The organism is Snodgrassella sp. W8135 (genome assembly GCF_016101225.1).
Lineage (GTDB): Bacteria > Pseudomonadota > Gammaproteobacteria > Burkholderiales > Neisseriaceae > Snodgrassella > Snodgrassella alvi.
The window spans coordinates 554,894-573,444 of sequence record NZ_JACFQX010000001.1; the positions used below are offsets into that span (position 1 = coordinate 554,894).

The 18,551-nt window shown below is 39.2% G+C and carries 16 protein-coding genes; 7 read left to right on the forward strand and 9 right to left on the reverse strand.

The genetic code is table 11. The features are described 5' to 3' along the window. Positions 1-42 precede the first annotated feature (42 nt). From H3T75_RS02385 to H3T75_RS02395, 3 genes are all read left to right on the forward strand, one after another. Positions 43-1,668: a CTP synthase gene (locus tag H3T75_RS02385; RefSeq protein WP_041880419.1), complete on the forward strand. Its 1,626-nt coding sequence runs from the start codon at positions 43-45 to the stop codon at positions 1,666-1,668. A gap of 146 nt (positions 1,669-1,814) precedes the next feature. Further along, positions 1,815-2,312, forward strand: coding sequence for a DUF3465 domain-containing protein (locus tag H3T75_RS02390; RefSeq protein ID WP_198189962.1), 498 nt, complete (start codon positions 1,815-1,817; stop codon positions 2,310-2,312). 72 nt (positions 2,313-2,384) lie between these two features. Beyond that, positions 2,385-2,960 (forward strand): HdeD family acid-resistance protein, encoded by a 576-nt coding sequence (locus H3T75_RS02395; RefSeq protein ID WP_198208952.1) that lies wholly within the window; start codon positions 2,385-2,387, stop codon positions 2,958-2,960. A 98-nt stretch (positions 2,961-3,058) separates the two neighbouring features. Here the strand turns inward: H3T75_RS02395 and H3T75_RS02400 are convergent, their stop codons facing one another. The 9 genes from H3T75_RS02400 to pilM form a co-directional block, all read right to left on the reverse strand. Then, positions 3,059-4,252: an amino acid aminotransferase gene (locus H3T75_RS02400; RefSeq protein WP_198210908.1), complete on the reverse strand. Its 1,194-nt coding sequence runs from the start codon at positions 4,250-4,252 to the stop codon at positions 3,059-3,061. A 108-nt stretch (positions 4,253-4,360) separates the two neighbouring features. Then, positions 4,361-5,068, reverse strand: coding sequence for a tRNA (guanosine(46)-N7)-methyltransferase TrmB (gene trmB, locus H3T75_RS02405; RefSeq protein WP_198210909.1), 708 nt, complete (start codon positions 5,066-5,068; stop codon positions 4,361-4,363). A 61-nt stretch (positions 5,069-5,129) separates the two neighbouring features. Beyond that, positions 5,130-6,212: a 3-dehydroquinate synthase gene (gene aroB / locus H3T75_RS02410; RefSeq protein ID WP_198210910.1), complete on the reverse strand. Its 1,083-nt coding sequence runs from the start codon at positions 6,210-6,212 to the stop codon at positions 5,130-5,132. A gap of 6 nt (positions 6,213-6,218) precedes the next feature. Next, positions 6,219-6,770 carry a shikimate kinase gene (locus H3T75_RS02415; protein ID WP_198210911.1) on the reverse strand — a complete coding sequence of 184 codons (552 nt, stop codon included), beginning with the start codon at positions 6,768-6,770 and terminating at the stop codon, positions 6,219-6,221. 239 nt (positions 6,771-7,009) lie between these two features. Then, positions 7,010-9,193 (reverse strand): type IV pilus secretin PilQ, encoded by a 2,184-nt coding sequence (pilQ, locus tag H3T75_RS02420; protein ID WP_198210912.1) that lies wholly within the window; start codon positions 9,191-9,193, stop codon positions 7,010-7,012. A 36-nt stretch (positions 9,194-9,229) separates the two neighbouring features. After that, entirely contained in the window at positions 9,230-9,769 is a 540-nt protein-coding gene (locus tag H3T75_RS02425; RefSeq protein WP_198210913.1) for a pilus assembly protein PilP, read from the reverse strand. A 51-nt stretch (positions 9,770-9,820) separates the two neighbouring features. Beyond that, a complete protein-coding gene (locus H3T75_RS02430) occupies positions 9,821-10,471 on the reverse strand; it encodes a type 4a pilus biogenesis protein PilO (protein WP_084547399.1) in 651 nt (216 codons plus the stop codon). A 14-nt stretch (positions 10,472-10,485) separates the two neighbouring features. Continuing rightward, entirely contained in the window at positions 10,486-11,133 is a 648-nt protein-coding gene (locus tag H3T75_RS02435; RefSeq protein WP_084584936.1) for a PilN domain-containing protein, read from the reverse strand. Between the two features lies 1 nt (position 11,134). Further along, positions 11,135-12,181, reverse strand: a complete 1,047-nt coding sequence (gene pilM, locus H3T75_RS02440) for a type IV pilus assembly protein PilM (RefSeq protein WP_198210914.1) — start codon at positions 12,179-12,181, stop codon at positions 11,135-11,137. 180 nt (positions 12,182-12,361) lie between these two features. On the opposite strand from pilM, the gene H3T75_RS02445 reads away from it, so the two are divergent. The 4 genes from H3T75_RS02445 to htpX all read left to right on the forward strand — a co-directional run bounded on the left by H3T75_RS02445 (position 12,362) and on the right by htpX (position 18,474). Then, complete coding sequence (locus H3T75_RS02445) at positions 12,362-14,710, forward strand: penicillin-binding protein 1A (protein WP_198210915.1); 2,349 nt, start codon at positions 12,362-12,364, stop codon at positions 14,708-14,710. Between the two features lie 340 nt (positions 14,711-15,050). Next, positions 15,051-15,977 (forward strand): polyphosphate kinase 2, encoded by a 927-nt coding sequence (gene ppk2, locus H3T75_RS02450; protein WP_025331034.1) that lies wholly within the window; start codon positions 15,051-15,053, stop codon positions 15,975-15,977. Positions 15,978-16,138: 161 nt separating this feature from the next. Beyond that, positions 16,139-17,398, forward strand: a complete 1,260-nt coding sequence (locus tag H3T75_RS02455) for a glutamate-5-semialdehyde dehydrogenase (RefSeq protein ID WP_370570077.1) — start codon at positions 16,139-16,141, stop codon at positions 17,396-17,398. A 221-nt stretch (positions 17,399-17,619) separates the two neighbouring features. Continuing rightward, positions 17,620-18,474 (forward strand): protease HtpX, encoded by an 855-nt coding sequence (gene htpX / locus H3T75_RS02460; RefSeq protein ID WP_198208968.1) that lies wholly within the window; start codon positions 17,620-17,622, stop codon positions 18,472-18,474. Positions 18,475-18,551: the final 77 nt, after the last annotated feature.

Here is an 18,551-nt window from a genome sequence, read left to right on the forward strand (position 1 = left end):
ATTTTCGGCTAAAATGCTTAATTCAATTTCCTGCTGATTGTCATGACCAAGTTTATTTTTGTAACTGGCGGTGTGGTCTCTTCACTGGGTAAAGGCATTGCCGCTGCGTCTACTGCTGCTATTTTAGAATCCCGTGGTTTAAAAGTAACCATGCTCAAACTGGATCCGTATATTAATGTTGATCCGGGTACAATGAGTCCTTTTCAGCATGGGGAAGTATTTGTTACTGATGATGGTGCTGAAACAGATCTGGATCTCGGGCATTACGAGCGCTTTATTGATGCTACGATGCAAAAGCGTAATAATTTTACATCCGGCCAGGTGTATGAAAGTGTAATTCATAAAGAACGCCGTGGTGATTATCTGGGGGGCACTGTTCAGGTTATTCCCCACATTACTGATGAAATCAAACGCAAAATTCATGAAGGTGCTGCCGGTTTCGATGTGGCGATTGTCGAAATCGGGGGTACGGTAGGTGATATTGAGTCTTTGCCTTTTCTGGAAGCCATCAGACAAATGCGCAGCCAGCAGGGACGAACCAATACCCTTTTTGTTCATCTTTCCTATGTACCGTATATTGCGGCCGCAGGTGAGATAAAAACCAAACCGACTCAGCATTCCGTTAAAGAATTACGTGAAATCGGCATTCAGCCGGATGTGCTTATCTGCCGTATGGACCGGCCGATGCCGGAAGAAGAAAAACGTAAGATCGCTTTGTTCTGTAATGTTGAAGAGCGTGCGGTTATAAGCTGTTATGATGTTAATAGCATTTATGAAGTGCCGGCAATGCTTCATGATCAGGGTATTGACAATATTATCTGTGAGCAGCTGCAACTGAATGTTCAGCAGGCCGATCTGACTGCATGGAATAAGATTGTTTATTTAGTACAGCATCCGAAACACAAAGTAAAAATTGCCATGGTCGGCAAATATGTCGATTTAACTGAATCATATAAATCTTTGTCGGAAGCTTTAAAGCATGCCGGTATTCAGACCGAAACTGAAGTAGATATTCATTATATAGATAGTGAAGCTCTGGAAACAGAAGGAACGGCCTGCTTAGAAGATATGGATGCCATACTGGTTCCCGGTGGTTTCGGTACGCGTGGTGTTGAAGGAAAAATCGCTGCTGTTCGTTATGCGCGTGAAAAGCAAATTCCTTATCTGGGTATCTGTCTGGGCATGCAAATCGCGCTGATTGAATATGCACGTGATGTGGCTAATCTGGATGGAGCCAATTCAACTGAATTTGATCTGAAAACCCAGCATCCTGTTGTTGCTTTGATTAGTGAGTGGCAGGATAGAGACGGGCAGATTGAAAAGCGCGATATTAATACTAATCTTGGCGGTACGATGCGTTTAGGCGCACAAGAAGTTAAACTGGCTGACGGCTCATTGGCGAGAAACATTTATGGTAATGAGTTGATTCGCGAGCGTCATCGTCATCGTTATGAAGTTAATAACTATTATGTGCCACAGTTAGAACAGGCTGGTTTGGTTATTGGTGGTGTATCTACCGGGCATGAGCATTTGGTTGAAACAATTGAATTACCGAATCACCCTTGGTTTTTCGCTTGCCAGTTTCATCCTGAGTTTACTTCAACACCAAAAAATGGCCATCCTTTGTTTACAGCCTTTATTAAAGCAGCATTAGCTTATAAAAAATAAATTATTATAGTTTTTATTAGAATCAGGCTATCCGGATTTCCGGATAGCCTGATTTTTTATTTATATCAACATTAATTTTGCTATCACTGATTACATTTTGTATGATGAATTAAATTGTTACTAACTGCACATCAAAATTTTTACTTATGAAGAAAGTTATTTTACTGGTTATTGTGGCACTGGGATTATGGTTGTGGTTGCAAAGCACAACAGACGAGCGGCCAAAAAGTCAGGCACAGGAACAGGTAATTAATTCTTTTAAATCTATGCGACATAGTTTTACTGCTGCACCTGTTGCAAGTAATCCAAAGGAAAGTGTGTCGATTGAGCAAGCTCAAAAAGAAAATCTTGATAAAGTACAGGTATATGGAGAAGGTAAAGTTATTAAAACATTACCTGATGATAATAAAGGCAGTCGTCATCAGCGTTTTATACTGCGTACAGGCACAGATAGTACTGTTTTAATAGTGCATAATATTGATATAGCGCCGAGGCTGAATGATTTGCAGCGTGAAGACACAGTTGGCTTTTCAGGTGAGTATATCAGTAACAACCGTGGCGGATTAGTCCATTGGACACATCATGATCCAAAGCATCGTCATCATGATGGCTGGCTGTTATATAAAAATAAGCGTTATCAATAGCAATCGTTTATTGATATCTTATCCATTAATATTTTATCATTTAGAAATGGACATTTAATTAAAGGAAATATTGTGAATAATTTTACATTTCGCAGTCCGTTAGCTAATTTACTTTCAAAAAATTGGTGGATAGTACTTTTACGTGGGATTGCTGCATTGATTTTTGGATTGCTAACGTGGTTCTATCCATTCATAACTATAATGGTCATGGTTATATTCTTCGGTGTTTATGCTTTAATAGATGGTGTAATGGGCGTAATCATTTCTATTAATGGTCGAAAAAGTCATCAGGATTGGTGGTTAATGCTGATTTGGGGTATTGTAAGTATTCTGGCCGGTATCCTGACATTTTTTGTTCCGGGAATTACCTGGCTGGTTTTAATTACATTTATTGCTGCTTGGGCTTTGATATCCGGTATATTCCAAATTATAACTGCAATACGTTTACGCAAGACTATTCAGGGTGAATGGTGGATGATTATTGCCGGTATCTTATCGGTTTTGGTGGGTATTATTCTGTTAATTGATCCAGTGCAGGGCGGTATAGCATTAACTTGGGTAATTGGTGTTTATGCAGCATTATTTGGTGTCATGAATATTGCATTGGCTTTCCGGTTACGCCGGTTTGCTATCCATCCAACCAATTAAAAAATTTATTTTGTAATTGAATTTATTGTGTTGGTAATACAAACAATGAAACTGGCTGATTAATTAATAATCAGCCAGTTTCATTGTTCAGACACTAATTACTTTAATACAGCAACCATTGCATTGGCTACGTATTCTATATTACTGCTATTTAATCCAGCCATGCACATACGACCATTTTCAACCATATATACACCAAATTCGCTTTTCAGACGTTCAACCTGCTGCGGATTCAGACCAGTGAAGCTGAACATACCCCGTTGTTTTACAAAATAGCTGAAATCGCGCTCTGGGAATTTTGCTTGTAAGACTTCATGCAAACGGCTGCGCATAGCGCGAATACGATCGCGCATCATATAGACTTCCTGTTCCCACTGCTTGAATAACTGACTATTGTTCATTACACGGTCAACGACATGACCGCCGTGAGCAGGAGGGCTTGAATATAAACGGCGTACAGTAAATTTAAGCTGACTTTGTACAAGACGGGCTTCTTCAGCTGTCGGGCAGACAATACTCAGACCACCCACTCGCTCGCCGTACATTGAAAGATTTTTAGAAAAAGAGTTGCTGATATAAACACATAAGCCTAAATCAACAGCTTTACGAATAGCATAGGTATCGGTTTCTATATCGTCACCAAAGCCCTGATATGCTATATCCATAAAAGGGATAAGCTGTTTTTGTTTGATAATCTCAAGCAGCTCATCCCATTGTTCTTGGCTTGGGTCTACACCGGTGGGATTATGGCAGCATGGATGTAACAAAATAATATTGCCTGCATCCAGTTGCTGAAGGAATTGTTTTAATTCTGTGAATTTAATGCCAATTGTTTCAGGATCATAGTAGGGGTATTTTAGTACTTCTATGCCTGCACCCTCAAAAATACTGATGTGGTTACCCCAGGTAGGATTGCTGACATAAACTTTTGCCTGAGGAAACCAGCGGTGAATAAATTCAGCACCGACGCGCAGTGCACCAGAACCACCAAGGCCGGCAATGGTAGCAACTCGTGCACTTTTAATAGCTTCATGTTCACTGCCAAGTAATAATTTCTGGCAGGCCTGGCGATAACTGGGCAGTCCGTCCATAGGCAGGTAATCATGTGGTAAATTTTCTTTAACCAGTTGCGATTCTACGGTGCTAACGCATTCCAGTACCGGGACATGGCCGGTATCATCATAATAAACGCCAACACCCAAATTTACTTTCTGATTACGTGAATCTTGTTTGTATTGATCCATCAGACCCAGAATGGGATCGCCCGGATAGTATTCGACATTCTGAAACATCTCAGTTCCTTAGAAGACAGCAATATTATTTAACAGAAAAAAGAATTGCCGCAATGCAATCAGGTTGATTGTACCTTAAATGTCTTTACTTTTTATTAATTCTTGATGTTATTTTTTTACAAAAATCAAATCCCACACACCGTGTCCCAGACGTTTTCCGCGTGCTTCAAATTTAGTTTCCGGCCGGTAGGCCGGAGTGGCAGTAAAATTATCAGCAGTATTTTGTAATTTAGGGAAGTTGGATAACACTTCAAGCATCTGATCGGCATATTCCTGCCAGTCGGTAGCCAAATGGATATAGCCGTTTTGCTTCAGTTTGGGAAGTAATTGGGCAATAAAAGGTATCTGAATCAGACGTCGTTTATTATGGCGTTTTTTATGCCATGGATCAGGAAAGAAAATATGAATCCCATGCAAACTATTATCATGGAGCATGTAATTGACGACTTCCACCGCATCGTGGCGCATCACCCGTATATTCTGAATATTTTGTTCCTGAATCAGCTTTAGCAGATTACCTACGCCCGGGCCGTGTACATCAATAGCCAGAAAATCACACTCAGGCAGGTTTTGGGCAATTGCAGCTGTTGCTACTCCCATCCCAAAGCCAATTTCTAGAATTTTCGGTGAAGGACGATTGAAAATGGTATCTAAATCAATTTGATTTTGGTTAAAATCAATACCAAAAAGTGGCCATTGAGTATCAATGGCGCGTTGCTGGGCAGCTGTCATATGGCCTTGACGAAGAACAAAACTGCGGATGCTGCGTTTATGATCGTGATTATTTTCCGCCTGGAGATCGGATTGATTAGTCATACTTTATCTTGTGTTTAATGTAAAAGTCGATGATGGAATTAGGCCCAGATTCTAACATGCTTCACAAGATATAGGGTTTCAGGGTTGTAGCTAGTGTTTCGGTTACAATATCATCAGCTATCATTGCCTGCCCAAGTTGTTTGAGTGCAACAAAACGTAATTTTCCATCAATTACTTTTTTATCATGGCTCATATGTCCAAGCCATGCCTTAAGTGACATCGCCGGAGGGAGAACGGGTAGCCTGGCCTGATTTAATAATGCAATAACACGCTCCGTATCTTTTTTGTTCAAATAACCCAGTTGCTCAGATAAACGGCAGGCAAGTACTGTACCGGCAGCCACAGCTTCTCCATGCAGCCAATTACCATAACCCATTTCTGCTTCGATGGCATGGCCGAATGTATGTCCCAGATTTAAATAAGCACGGATACCGGCTTCTTTTTCATCGGCACCAACAATTTCAGCTTTCATCTGACAGCAACGATAAACGGCTTCAGCCAGTATTGACGGATTCTGTGCCATTAATGCGGTGATGTTATTTTCCAACCATTGAAGAAATTCAATATCACCTAATACGGCATATTTGATTACTTCTGCTAAACCGGCAGAAAACTCGCGTTCTGGTAATGTTTGCAAACTGTTTAAGTCAATAAATACGGCTTGGGGCTGATAAAACGCTCCAATCATATTTTTTCCTAAAGGATGATTGATTGCTGTTTTACCGCCAACTGATGAATCTACCTGACTGAGCAGTGTTGTAGGAATCTGGATAAAAGGTGCGCCGCGCTGATAGGTCGCAGCGGCAAAACCAACCATATCGCCAATTACACCTCCTCCTAAAGCCAATAAGGTGGTTTGGCGTTCTGCACGGTTTTGCATCAGACCATCATAAATTAAATTGAGAGTTTCCCAATTTTTATACCGTTCTCCGTCTGGCAGAATAATACTGAAATAATCATAACCTGCCTGATTCATGATTTGCTGCCACTGAGGTAGATACAATTCAGCAACGGTTACATTGGTAACAATGGCAATCTTATGATTTAAATAAGGAGCAAGAATATTTTGTGCGGATTTCAGTAGATCACTGCCAATAAATATCGGGTACTGGTGTGAAGCAGTTGCAACAGAAAGGGTATACATGATGGGTTATAAAAGAGAGAGTTGTTGAGAGGGGCATCGTAATAATTTAATTAATCGATTAATCGTCTTGGAGCTATAAGGACTGTCTACATCTATTATGGTATGGGCTGTTGCACGATAGATAGGATCACGTACAGTATATAGTTCTTGCAATTTTGCCAGAGGATCAGAAACTTGAAGTAGTGGTCGGTTTTTGTCGTGCTGAATTCTGCTTAACAGTATTTCTGGTTGTGCATGTAGATAAACAACGTGACCATTTTGTTGCAGTTTAAGTCGGTTTTCGATTTGTAAAATAGTACCGCCACCAGTGGCAATAACAATATTTTTTTGCTGCACCAGCTCGCTGATAATTGCTGCTTCCCGAAACCGAAAACCGGCTTCTCCTTCAACTTCAAAAATAGTGGGAATAGATACGCCAGTACGTTCACATATTACTTGATCGCTATCATAAAAATCGCGATGTAATTTTGTTGCCAGTTGTTTACCAAGAGTAGTTTTACCTGCTCCCATCAAACCGATCAGAATCAGATTGCCAGCTATATTATCCATGTCTGTCATTGTAACTGAGAGCCGTAGTTTATGCATTAGTAAACTGATGCAGATACTTGATGAATAGCATAATCTGTAAATGAGTATATTTCTGTTTTTCTAACTTTAAAAAATAATAGCGAGAAAAGTAGTTATATTTGATAAATAGAAAATATAACTTTAATAAATGTTTTTTTCCTTGTAGATATTTAATAATTAAAAAGCCAGCCTGTTTTACAGGCTGGCTAAGTTTTTGGTGAAAAGGTTAATTAATATTTCAAAGGTGCGCTAGAAGAATCAACTACCCGAGGTGTAATGAAAACAAGTAATTCATTACGTTGCTGGGTATTCTTTCTGTGTTTAAACAAATTACCAATGCCCGGAATATCACCTAATAAAGGTATTTTATCTATACTATTTTCATTATTTTCATTGTAAATGCCACCAATGATTAATGTTCCACCATTTTCAATCATGGTCTGGGTAACAACATTGCGTTTTTGCATACAGATATCGCCTGAACGAAGTACATCCGGTGCGACATTTGAACAGGCAATCGGACGATCATTCTGTACATTCAATGTCATAATGATATTGCCGTCAGGAGTAATCTGTGGTGTTACTTTCAACCCCAAGACAGCATCTTTGAAACTGGTTGAGGTAGCGCCACTTGAAGTAGCTTCCTGGTACGGAACTTCATAACCTGATTCAATTTTGGCTTCTTTACGGTCCTGAGTTAATACACGGGGTGAAGAAATAATTTTGGTTTTACCTTGAGCCTGCGATGCTGAAAGTTCCAAAGCTAACGCACCTGAAGCAAATTTATGTACCCAGGATACAACGGAAGTAGGATTAGTTACACCCAGATTAATATTTGGAAATCCAAGTTCAAAATTCGGATTACGGGTCGTACCTTTACTATCATCCTGAAGAGAAACTGTACCGCCAATATCAGTATGGGTAGTTCCTCTAGTATAACCGAACTTGGTACCTAATTCACGCGCAAAACTATCTGTAGTTTCAACAATTCTTGCTTCAATTAATACTTGCTGAGAAGAAATATCAACCTGAGCTATCAGTTTTTCAAATTTTTTAATTACACTACTAATATCAGTGATAATTAAAGTGTTAGTTGCCGGATCGAGTAAGGCACTACCACGAGGGCTCAGAATACTTTTACTATCGCTTGAGCTACCGTCATCTGACAAATGCAATATTTTCTTAAAATCCTCTACACTGCGGTATTTAAGCTGGAATGTCTGAGAAATTAACGGACCTAAATCATCCAGTTTCCTTTGTTGTTCAAGAGAGGCAGTATCTCTGGACATGAATTCATCACGCGGAGCAATGTTGATAACATTTCCTTCACGACGCATATCAAGATTTCGTGTTTCCATAACCAGATTCAGAGCCTGATCCCAGGGAACATCTTTCAATGAAATGGTCATTTTGCCTTGAACGCTGTCACTGGCGACGATATTCATGCCAGATTCTTTTGCCAGAATTTGTAAAATAGTGCGGACATCAATATCCTGAAAATCCAGAGATACGCGTTTACCTTTAAATGATTTATTATTAGCTTGTATTCCCTTATTTTCTACATCAAATTTGCGTGAAATCTGCAGGACAAGATTATTGCCACTTGTCATTTGAGTATAGTCCCAGTCACCCTGCATCTGAATGCTAACTTCAGTGTCGTTACCGATTCTGCGTAAACGTATGGCTCGTACCGGTGTACTGAAATCGGTAACATCTAAGTTACGTTGCTGTTCAGTTAATAAGGGAACATTTTTATAGGTTAAAGTAAGAGTCGCAGCGTTACTTTTAATGGTTGGCTGTGCTTTGCCATTCAATCCGATAATGGAAACCACACCATTACCGTTTTTACCTTTTTGAAAATCTACATTAACCGGAACCGGATCAGCAACATTGTAAGCATTATCAGCTACACTGGAAGTCTGACGGTTAACTACTTGTTCAGTTATATTAGGTGCCGGATAAGGTGCATTGAATACCGGAGCAGAATCGGTAGGAACAGAAGCTTGTTTATTTTTTGCTTTGTTTTTAACCGGAAGCGGGTCTTGTACATAAACCCAGACTTCATTACCTTTTATGGTTGCATTATATTGTGCTGCTTTTGATAGTGAAAGCATGATGCGTGTTCGGTCAGCTGTCTGACCAGCTTCAATCTGCTGTAATACAGAATCATCAAATTTAAGCAGATTCTGCGGTACGGTTAAACCGGTACTTGCAAAATCTAGGGCGATACGTGCAGGATTTTCGGTTGTAAAACCCCGTGGTAGTGCTGGGTCTTTATCAAAATGAATTTTTATCAATCGTTGTTGATTTTGCAGTGCACCAACATTAATAGCAGTAATATTTCCTGCCATTATACTCTGACTCAGTAAACCCAGACCCAGAGTGGATAAAATAGATATGGTTTTCATTTTCATAATTGGTACCTTTTATTCTTAAATGGGTTACTTGTATCAGTCGTCTTGTTCGGATGTTTCCGTGGAGGTGCTGTCTGCAGCCTGTAAAGGTAAGCTGGCACGATGTGTTGTCCAGTTACCGTACGAATCTTCAACTAATTCTGAAATAACAATTTCATCTTGCGTTATTGCCGTAATACGTCCGAAACTTTGTCCGAGATAATTTCCCACATTAACGGTATATACATGTCCGTTTACAGCAATAAATGCGGAAGGAGCTTTACCTACACCCTTTATCAATCCAACGTAATGTAATTCATCTAATGAAAAATTTTCCAGAATTTGTTTAGGCCGGTTTAAATCTGGTGCATTCGAACCCTGAACCCCGGCTTTAAATCTTGCCGGATCAAAAATATTTAGTTTTGGTTGTACAGGTGGCGTATAAGTAGGCTGAATATTTAACTTGGTTTCATTAGGTTTAACATTCTGAGTTTTTACCTGCTGTCTGGTATTTTGCATCCATTCATGTAAATCTTCATTTGCTGAAGAACAGGCACCTAATGCGAAAAGACCAAGAAAAAGTAAATATTTATTCATAATTTATCCGTTGCATATATGTTATAAAGTACTGTTTTGCAGAAACTAGGCTTATTTTTTATCATTGTTCTGTTCTTTTATTTCTGCATCGGTTAGCGCTTTATAGGTATTGGCAACCGCGTTCAAAGTAAGCGTATTATCTTTTTCATTCCGTTTAATAACAATTGAGTTCAACGTTACGATTCGTGATAATTTTCCTACATCGCGGAGAAACTGACTAATCTGATTGTAATTTCCTGTTAGGGTGATGTTATAAGGTAATGTCTGAATTACCTGCTGTTCAGATTTTTTGTCAGTTTGATTATCTGATTCAGTATTTTGGACCTGGGCAGGTGTTACACTGTCCATATTCAGTCCGTTTTTGGTTGCGCATTCATGTAATTCCTGAATCAGATTCGGAATTTCAGCCTGAGTTGGCAGCTGCTTTAATAATATATTAAATGAACCATTAATAGAGTCTAGTTCTGCTTTTAAAGCATCAAGATGAGCAGCCTGTCGGCTTTTTTCTGTATATGTCTGTTTCAGTTTTTCCTCTTCCTCACGCAGCTGGCTGATTTGTCCATTTAAACCACTGTAAACAAAGAAGTAGGCGAGAATTAGAATAATAACAATGATTGCTCCGGCAATACCTAATTGTACAGGTTTACTTTGCTGAGGTAAGGAGTTTAAATCAATTGCTTTCAAGTCAATATTTTTTGCCATGTTCAACTACTCCTTCAGTTTGATGCGGCTGCTGCATCAGACGCTGACTCATTTTGATCTGCAGTATCTGTTGAGATTGGATTAGTATTCTGATTTGCCTGAGTCATGTCATATGGTTGCCCAATGTTGCTATTCAGAGGAATACGAATACTGAATTCTTGTACATTATTTACCCGTTTAATATTGAGTAATTCCGGAGTGCTGAATAATTGTCCCGGTATTGCATTCATAAATGCAGCAGTTTTAGCATCACTGAATGCTTTACCATTGACTATATAGGTAGAGGAATTTTGAGCTTCAATACTGGTTATGTACAATCCCAAAGGTGCTACAGTATTTAATGTATCCAGTATACGCGCAGCTTCAAATCGTTTGTTTGATAGTTCTTCAACTTTTTCCTGTCGCGCGATAAAGTTCTTACGTTCTTCCTGCAGCTTGGAAATTTCTGCTATTTCTGAATCCAGTTTTTTAATACCGTTCTCTAACACCAGATTACGGCTTTCCTGGCTGCTTACTCTACTTTCAACAGCCAGATAGCCGAGGAAAGCTAGACCGAACCCAATTAGAGCAGCTCCGGCTAATAATGTCTGAAATTGCTTTTTTTGCTTGGCTTGTAATGCTTCACGGTAAGGCAGCAGGTTAATTTTTAATAAAGGTAACATCTTATAATCCTCTTATAGCCAGACCAAATGGAACGGTTAATAAACTGCTGTCTTGAAGTAGTTTCGCCTGTGGGATGTTATCACTTGGCTGTGCCAGTAATACAGGGTTGATTTGCTGTGCAGGTATTCGTGTCTGCTGAATAATACTTTCAGTAAATTCATTAGCACCTTTGTTGCCGTAGCCGAAAATCAGGATTTCATCAATTTCGTTTTCCTGACTGGCTGAAGTAAAGTAAAACTGCAATACCCTCTGTATTTCCTGAATAAACTGTTGCTGGAACGGCTGTGCCACGGCTGTATTGTAATCTTCAGGTTTGGAAGGATTATAAAGCATGATCCATGCTTCCTCTTCGGTTAACTGATAGTTGCGTCTTAAAGACTGCATTAAATGATCATAGCCAAGATTAATTTCCTGTTTGTAGAGTAATTTACCATGGCACATGATAATTGCCTGGGTTTCACTGTAATCAATGTTGAAGACAGCAACACATTTATTGGTAAGTTCCGGTTGTCTGAAATTGATCCAGGTGATGGCACTATTCATTAAAGCCATTAAATCTACATCCATCTGGCTGGGTATTATTCCGGCATCAGTATAGACATCCATCAGTATGTTTACATCTTCCCGCTTACCATTAACCAGCAACAGACATTCTTTCCCCTGATCGTTTGCATCAATCTTCTGATAATCATAACTGACTTCATCCAGAGAGTCATATTGACTCAGTTCAGCCATAATTTGTTCTTCTTCGGTATACTCTGTATCCAGATCACGGTCGAGGAATTGGACTGACACCTGCTTTTGTGAAATTGCCGCTGTAATATTCCGGCAATTACTTTGTAGTTTTTGTTTTGCCTGTTGTAGGTAAGCAACAAGTTCTTCATGATTTTCTATACTGCCATTACCTACAATATTTTTTGGTAGAGGGACAACAACGTATTTTTCGAGACGAAATTGATTTAAACTGCGTGCATTTAATAGCACCATATTAATGCTTTTATCAGTAATACTGATACCAAGACTTTGTCTCGAGGATGTTGTGGCCACCTTCTTATTCTTTGAATTTATTTTGAAATTATTCAGTTTCATGAAAGGGCTTTCTGTCTGTTTATCAAACGGGTAATGTCGGGTGTTGAAAATTACTGTTCTGTGTTGCTAACAAATTTAAGACCAAAGTTTACTTTATTTTGGATATATTTCGCAGCCTTAAATGAAAATTAGTTGATTATGATTAGAAAATTATTACTTTCAACCGTAGGTTTGCTTGCCGGGCTGGCGCTTTTTGCTGTCGGTTTGCTGGCAGTAGCGATTATGGTTACTTATCCGAAGCTGCCTTCTCTGGAAGCAGTAACGCATTATCAACCCAAACTGCCGCTTACAATTTATTCAGCCGATAATAAACTGCTGGGGCAGTTTGGAGAGGAAAAACGTGCTTTTACAAGAATCAATGACTTTCCTCAGGTGCTGAAAGATGCAGTGGTAGCCGCTGAAGATAAACGTTTTTATGATCATGGCGGAGTCGATTTTATTGGTGTAACCCGTGCTTTGATTACAAATCTAACTGGCGGTGTGCAATCTGGTGCCAGTACGATTACTCAGCAGGTAGCACGTAATTTTTATCTGACTAATGAGCGCACCTATACGCGTAAATTCAATGAAGCGCTTCTTGCTTACAAGATTGAACAGAAATTAAGTAAAGATCAGATTCTTGAGCTTTATTTTAATCAGATTTATCTGGGGCAGCGTGCTTATGGGTTTGCTGCTGCTTCTCTGGTTTATTTTAATAAACCAGTACAAAAACTGGACTTGGCAGAAGCAACAATTTTGGCTGGTTTACCTAAGGCTCCTTCCACCTTTAATCCTGTTGTAAATCCGCAACGGGCTAAAATGCGCCAGCGTTATATCCTCAATAATATGGTGGAAATGGGCAAAATTACACCTGCTCAGGCTGATGCTGCTTTTGCAGAACCATTAAATTACGTTCATTATCAGCAACCTATAGATCAGAATGCACTCTATGTTGCTGAAATGGTTCGCCAGCAAATGTATGAAAAATATGGTGATGCAGCCTATACGCAGGGATTTCGCGTTTATACAACAGTCAATTCACAGGATCAGGCTGTAGCAACAGAAGCATTGCGTAAAACATTGAATAATTTTGATAGGGGTTCGGCTTATCGTGGGGCGGAAGGATTTTTTGACCTGAGTAAAATTCCGGAAGATATTCGTGATGAGCAGATAGAACAGTATCTGGCAAATCGTTCTGCTGTAGATAGTATGTTGCCGGCTGTAGTAACTGAACTTGGTTCAAATTCAATTGTGGTGTACATAGGCGGTGTAGGTGAAAGCAGAATTAGCGGTAGTAGTTATAACTGGATTAAACGAACCATTAATAATGCGAAACTGGATGACGCAGCCGTACGTGTCGGCTCAGTAGTACATGTACGAGGTGATGGTAAGAGCTATCGAATTGTACAGCAGCCTGAGCTTCAGGGGGCGATTGTTGCTCTGGATGCTCAGACTGGAGCTGTAAAAGCTTTGGTAGGTGGTTATGATTTTTATCGTCGAAGTTTTAACCGTGCGACTCAGGCCAAACGTCAGCCTGGTTCTTCTTTTAAGCCTTTTATTTATTCAGCAGCTATTGCTAAAGGCTTCACGCCGGCGACGGTGGTAAATGATGCTCCGATTGTTATGCCGGGAATGGGTGCCGGCGGGCGTGCTTGGACACCTAAAAACTCAGACGGTCGTTATGCTGGGTTTATCACGTTACGTCAGGCTTTAACTGCATCCAAAAATATGGTTTCAATCCGTATACTGATGGCTATGGGTGTTGACTATGCCAGACAATATGTCCAGCATTTTGGTTTTCGTCTGGATCAGATTCCGAATAGTCTATCCATGGCACTTGGCAGTGGTGAGGTAACGCCAATGCAGATGGCTGAAGGTTATGCTATTTTTGCTAATGGTGGTTTTAAAGTTTCCAATTATGTCATTGACCGGATTTATGACAGTCGTGGTAACCTGCGTGCGCAAATGCAGCCATTAGTTGCTAAGCAAAATGCGCCACAGGCTATTGATCCGCGCAATGCATTCATTTTATATCACATGATGATGGATGTAGTTAATCATGGTACAGCTTATAGTGCACATGCACTCGGGCGTAGCGATATTGCAGGTAAAACAGGTACAACTAATGATAATAAGGATGCTTGGTTCGTAGGCTTTAATCCGAACATCGTTAGTGCAGTTTATATAGGGTATGATCGTCCTCGCAGTATGGGGCGTTCAGCCTTTGGGGGTACAATTGCTGTACCGGTATGGCTGGAATATATGCGTTATGCATTAAAAGGCAAACCTATTGTGAATACACCTGTTCCGGTCGGTATTATTCAGAAATCCGGAGAATATTTTCTTAAAGAACATCAGACAACTAATCCTGATTTACCATTGGATAATCGTGCTGACGGACCGGTAACAGCTAAAACGAATGGTAAAAGTGGTGATGCTGATGATGCCGGAGAAGTACCAGTTGTCCCGCAATCTGGTACTAATAGTCAGTTAGACTCATTATTTTAAAATTTTGTATTAATAAAATTGTAATTTACTAAAATGGGCAATCATTCGGATTGTCCATTTTTTTATTAACTATTGAAATATAAATATATTAAATGATTAATATTTAATTAATTAATAATGTTCTTAAAATTCAATGTGTAAAATCTATTTCTAAATATATAAATTTGAATTTGGGGATAGCATGTCTATAAATATATAAAAATTATATCGATTGTTTGTTTTAAATTTGTCATATTGTTTGGTGTTGTTGCATAACATTGAGTTACAATGTTTCAACAAATTATCACAATTTTTAAAATAAGTTTTATGCCTGATTTTGGTTTAAGAAGAAAGGAACAATATGAGTGAGCAACAATCTCAGACTGAGCAGTCTGATGAAATTAGTACGAATGATAAAGAAGCAAGATTGAAAGTTTTTGAGAGAAGTGTATTGGAAGGCAGGCATACTGATGAAGATTCATCTACAGCACCTTTACCTTCAAATTATCCTTATCGTACTCGAATGAGACGTTCAACATATGAACGAGAAAAAGCCAAATTGCAAATTGAACTCTTGAAAGTGCAAAACTGGGTTAAGGAGTCGGGTCAGAAAATTGTATCCTTATTCGAAGGAAGAGACGCAGCGGGTAAGGGAGGAACAATTAAACGCTTTATGGAGCATCTTAATCCTCGTGGCGCACGGGTAGTGGCTCTTGAAAAGCCTACTGAGACTGAAAAGGGTCAATGGTATTTTCAGCGTTATATTGAGCGCTTGCCTACAAGCGGTGAAATGGTATTTTTCGATCGCTCCTGGTATAACCGTGCCGGTGTGGAACGTGTAATGGGTTTTTGTCAGCCTCATGAATATTTGCAGTTTATGCGCCAGACTCCGGAATTGGAGCGTATGCTGGTAAATAGTGGTATTTATTTGTTTAAATTTTGGTTTTCTGTTTCCCGTGAAGAGCAGTTACGTCGTTTTATTTCACGGCGTGATGATCCTTTAAAGCACTGGAAACTTTCTCCTGTTGATATTCAGTCTCTGGATCGCTGGGATGATTATACCGAAGCTAAAAACGATATGTTTTTCCATACTCATACCGGCGATGCACCATGGACAGTAATCAAATCTGACGATAAAAAACGCGCACGACTTAATTGTATACGCCATTTCCTCACTGAACTTGATTATCCGGGCAAGGATATTGCTGCAATAGGTGCTGTAGATAATTTGATTGTATTAAAACCTCAGACCCAGTTTAAAGATTCAACAGATACGCATATTGATTAATTGTGTCACTGTAAGTCGATTTCGAAAGAGGATTTAATTAACATATCATATAATTTTTAATGGGTATGCAAGGGTTATTTTAGTTGGGTAAATGTATCTTGTGTGATTTTATATGAGAATACGAATGATTTTTGTGTTGTCTTTGTAGAAAGTAGATTTGTGTGGAATTAACCAAGTATATTACTGAAATGGCTAAAGCAGCCAAAGATGCTTGTTATGCTCTTAATATGGCATCTACTGCACAGAAAAATCAGTTATTGTCATTTATTGCATCGGGTCTGTCTGCTGAACGAAATAGGATTCTTGCTGCCAATGAAACTGATATAAGTGCAGCACGAAAAGAGGGAATAGATACTGCTTTACTTGATCGGTTGCAACTTACTGAAAGCAGAGTTGCGGCAATGATTGATGGTGTACATCAGGTTGCTGCATTAGCGGATCCTGTGGGTGAAATGGATGAGTTTCGTGTGCTGCCTAATGGCATTACGCTCGGTAAAATGCGTGTGCCGTTAGGTGTAATAGGTATGATTTATGAATCCCGTCCGAATGTCACTCTGGACGCAGCCATATTATGCCTGAAAGCAGGTAACAGTTGCGTGTTACGGGGTGGCAGCGAAGCAATCAATACTAATAAAGCAATCGCTTCGGTCATTACATCATCATTAAAGCAAGCCGGCTTACCGGAAACTGCTGTTAATCTGCTGACTGATACTGATCGTGCCGGTGTAGATATACTGGTGGGTTTATCTGAATATATTGATGTAATTATTCCGCGGGGCGGTAAAGGTCTGGTGCAGCGGGTAAATGAAAAAGCACGTATACCGGTTATCAAACATTTGGACGGTATATGTCATGTGTATATTGATGCTTCTGCAGAAGCAGAAATGGCGATTAATATTGCTGTAAATGCTAAAACATCGCGTTACGGCACGTGCAATACTATGGAAACTTTGCTGGTTCATGTTAGTCGTGCAGCAGAGTTATTACCTGTACTTCAACAAAAATATTCAGAAAAAGGTGTTGAGTTACGAGGCTGTCAACTTACTCAGAAAATTTTGCATAATGATATTATTCCAGCTTCAGAAATTGATTGGTCAACTGAGTATCTGGCTCCGGTTCTTTCAATAAAAGTAGTCAATGATGTCAGTGAAGCCATCAGTCATATTAATTATTATGGTAGCCATCATACAGACAGTATTATTACAAATGATTTATCTCATGCACAGTTATTCCTGCGTATGGTAGATTCATCCAGTGTTATGGTGAATGCGTCAACTCGTTTCGCTGATGGGTATGAATATGGCTTAGGCGCAGAAATTGGAATTTCTACTGACAAAGTCCATGTACGCGGTCCGGTGGGTTTATATGGTTTAACCAGTCAGAAATGGATCGTTATGGGGCAGGGGCAAGTACGTTTTTGAAATTTCAGCGCTATAATATTATTTAAGCATATACGTGTATGTCATTATATGTTTATTATTATAATTTTAGGTTTTGATTTCGAAAACTATTAAATAATTGATTTATGAACTTATAAATAAAATATCAGTTTTCAGATTAAATGAAAACTGAATATTATTATTTTTTATGTCACTGATATTATTGTACTGATGAATTTTTACAGAAATTAAAAGGGCATAATGTGAAACGTATTGTATTGTTTATTGCTACCAATCTTGCAGTCATCATTGTTATTAATGTTGTTCTGAATATTCTTTGTGCACTTTTAGGTATTAATATTTATAGTAATGGCAATGGTATTTTGTTATTACTGGCTGCTGTTGTTGGTTTTACCGGTTCTATTATTTCTTTAATAATGTCCAAAACGCTGGCACTTAATTCAGTAAATGGACGAATTATCGGTCAGCCGCAAACAGCAGCTGAAGCATGGCTGTTAAATACAGTTGCCAGTCTGGCCAGTCAGTGGAATATTGCTATGCCCGAGGTGGCTATTTATGATTCTCCTGAATCTAATGCTTTTGCTACCGGAGCTACACGTAACAGCTCACTGGTGGCAGTAAGTACTGGTCTGCTGCATAACATGTCGCAGGATGAAGTAGAAGCTGTGCTTGCTCATGAAATGGCTCATATTGGCAATGGAGATATGGTGACAATGACATTGTTGCAGGGAGTGGTTAATACTTTTGTTTTTTTCTGGGCTAACCGTATTGCTGATGTTATAGCCAGAAAAGAAAATGGTGAGGTTTCTCATGGTACTTATTATCTGGTAAGCATGATTTTACAGACAGTATTCGGTTTTCTGGCAAGTTTGATAGTTATGTGGTTTAGCCGTCAGCGTGAATACCGTGCAGATGAAGGAGCGGCTCGTCTGGTAGGTGCGCCTAAAATGATAGCTGCCTTGCAAAGATTAAAAGGTGAAACCAGTCATTTACCTGCTGATATGCTGGCTTTCGGAATTGCCAGTGAAACTGCTGATACGATTTTCAGTACTCATCCGACACTGGATAACAGGATTAATCGCTTACGTCAGATGTGATATTAATATGATTGAAGTAGTTTTTATTTTGTCAATCTGACAAATCTGAATTTTAATCAAGACTGATTTTTAAAACT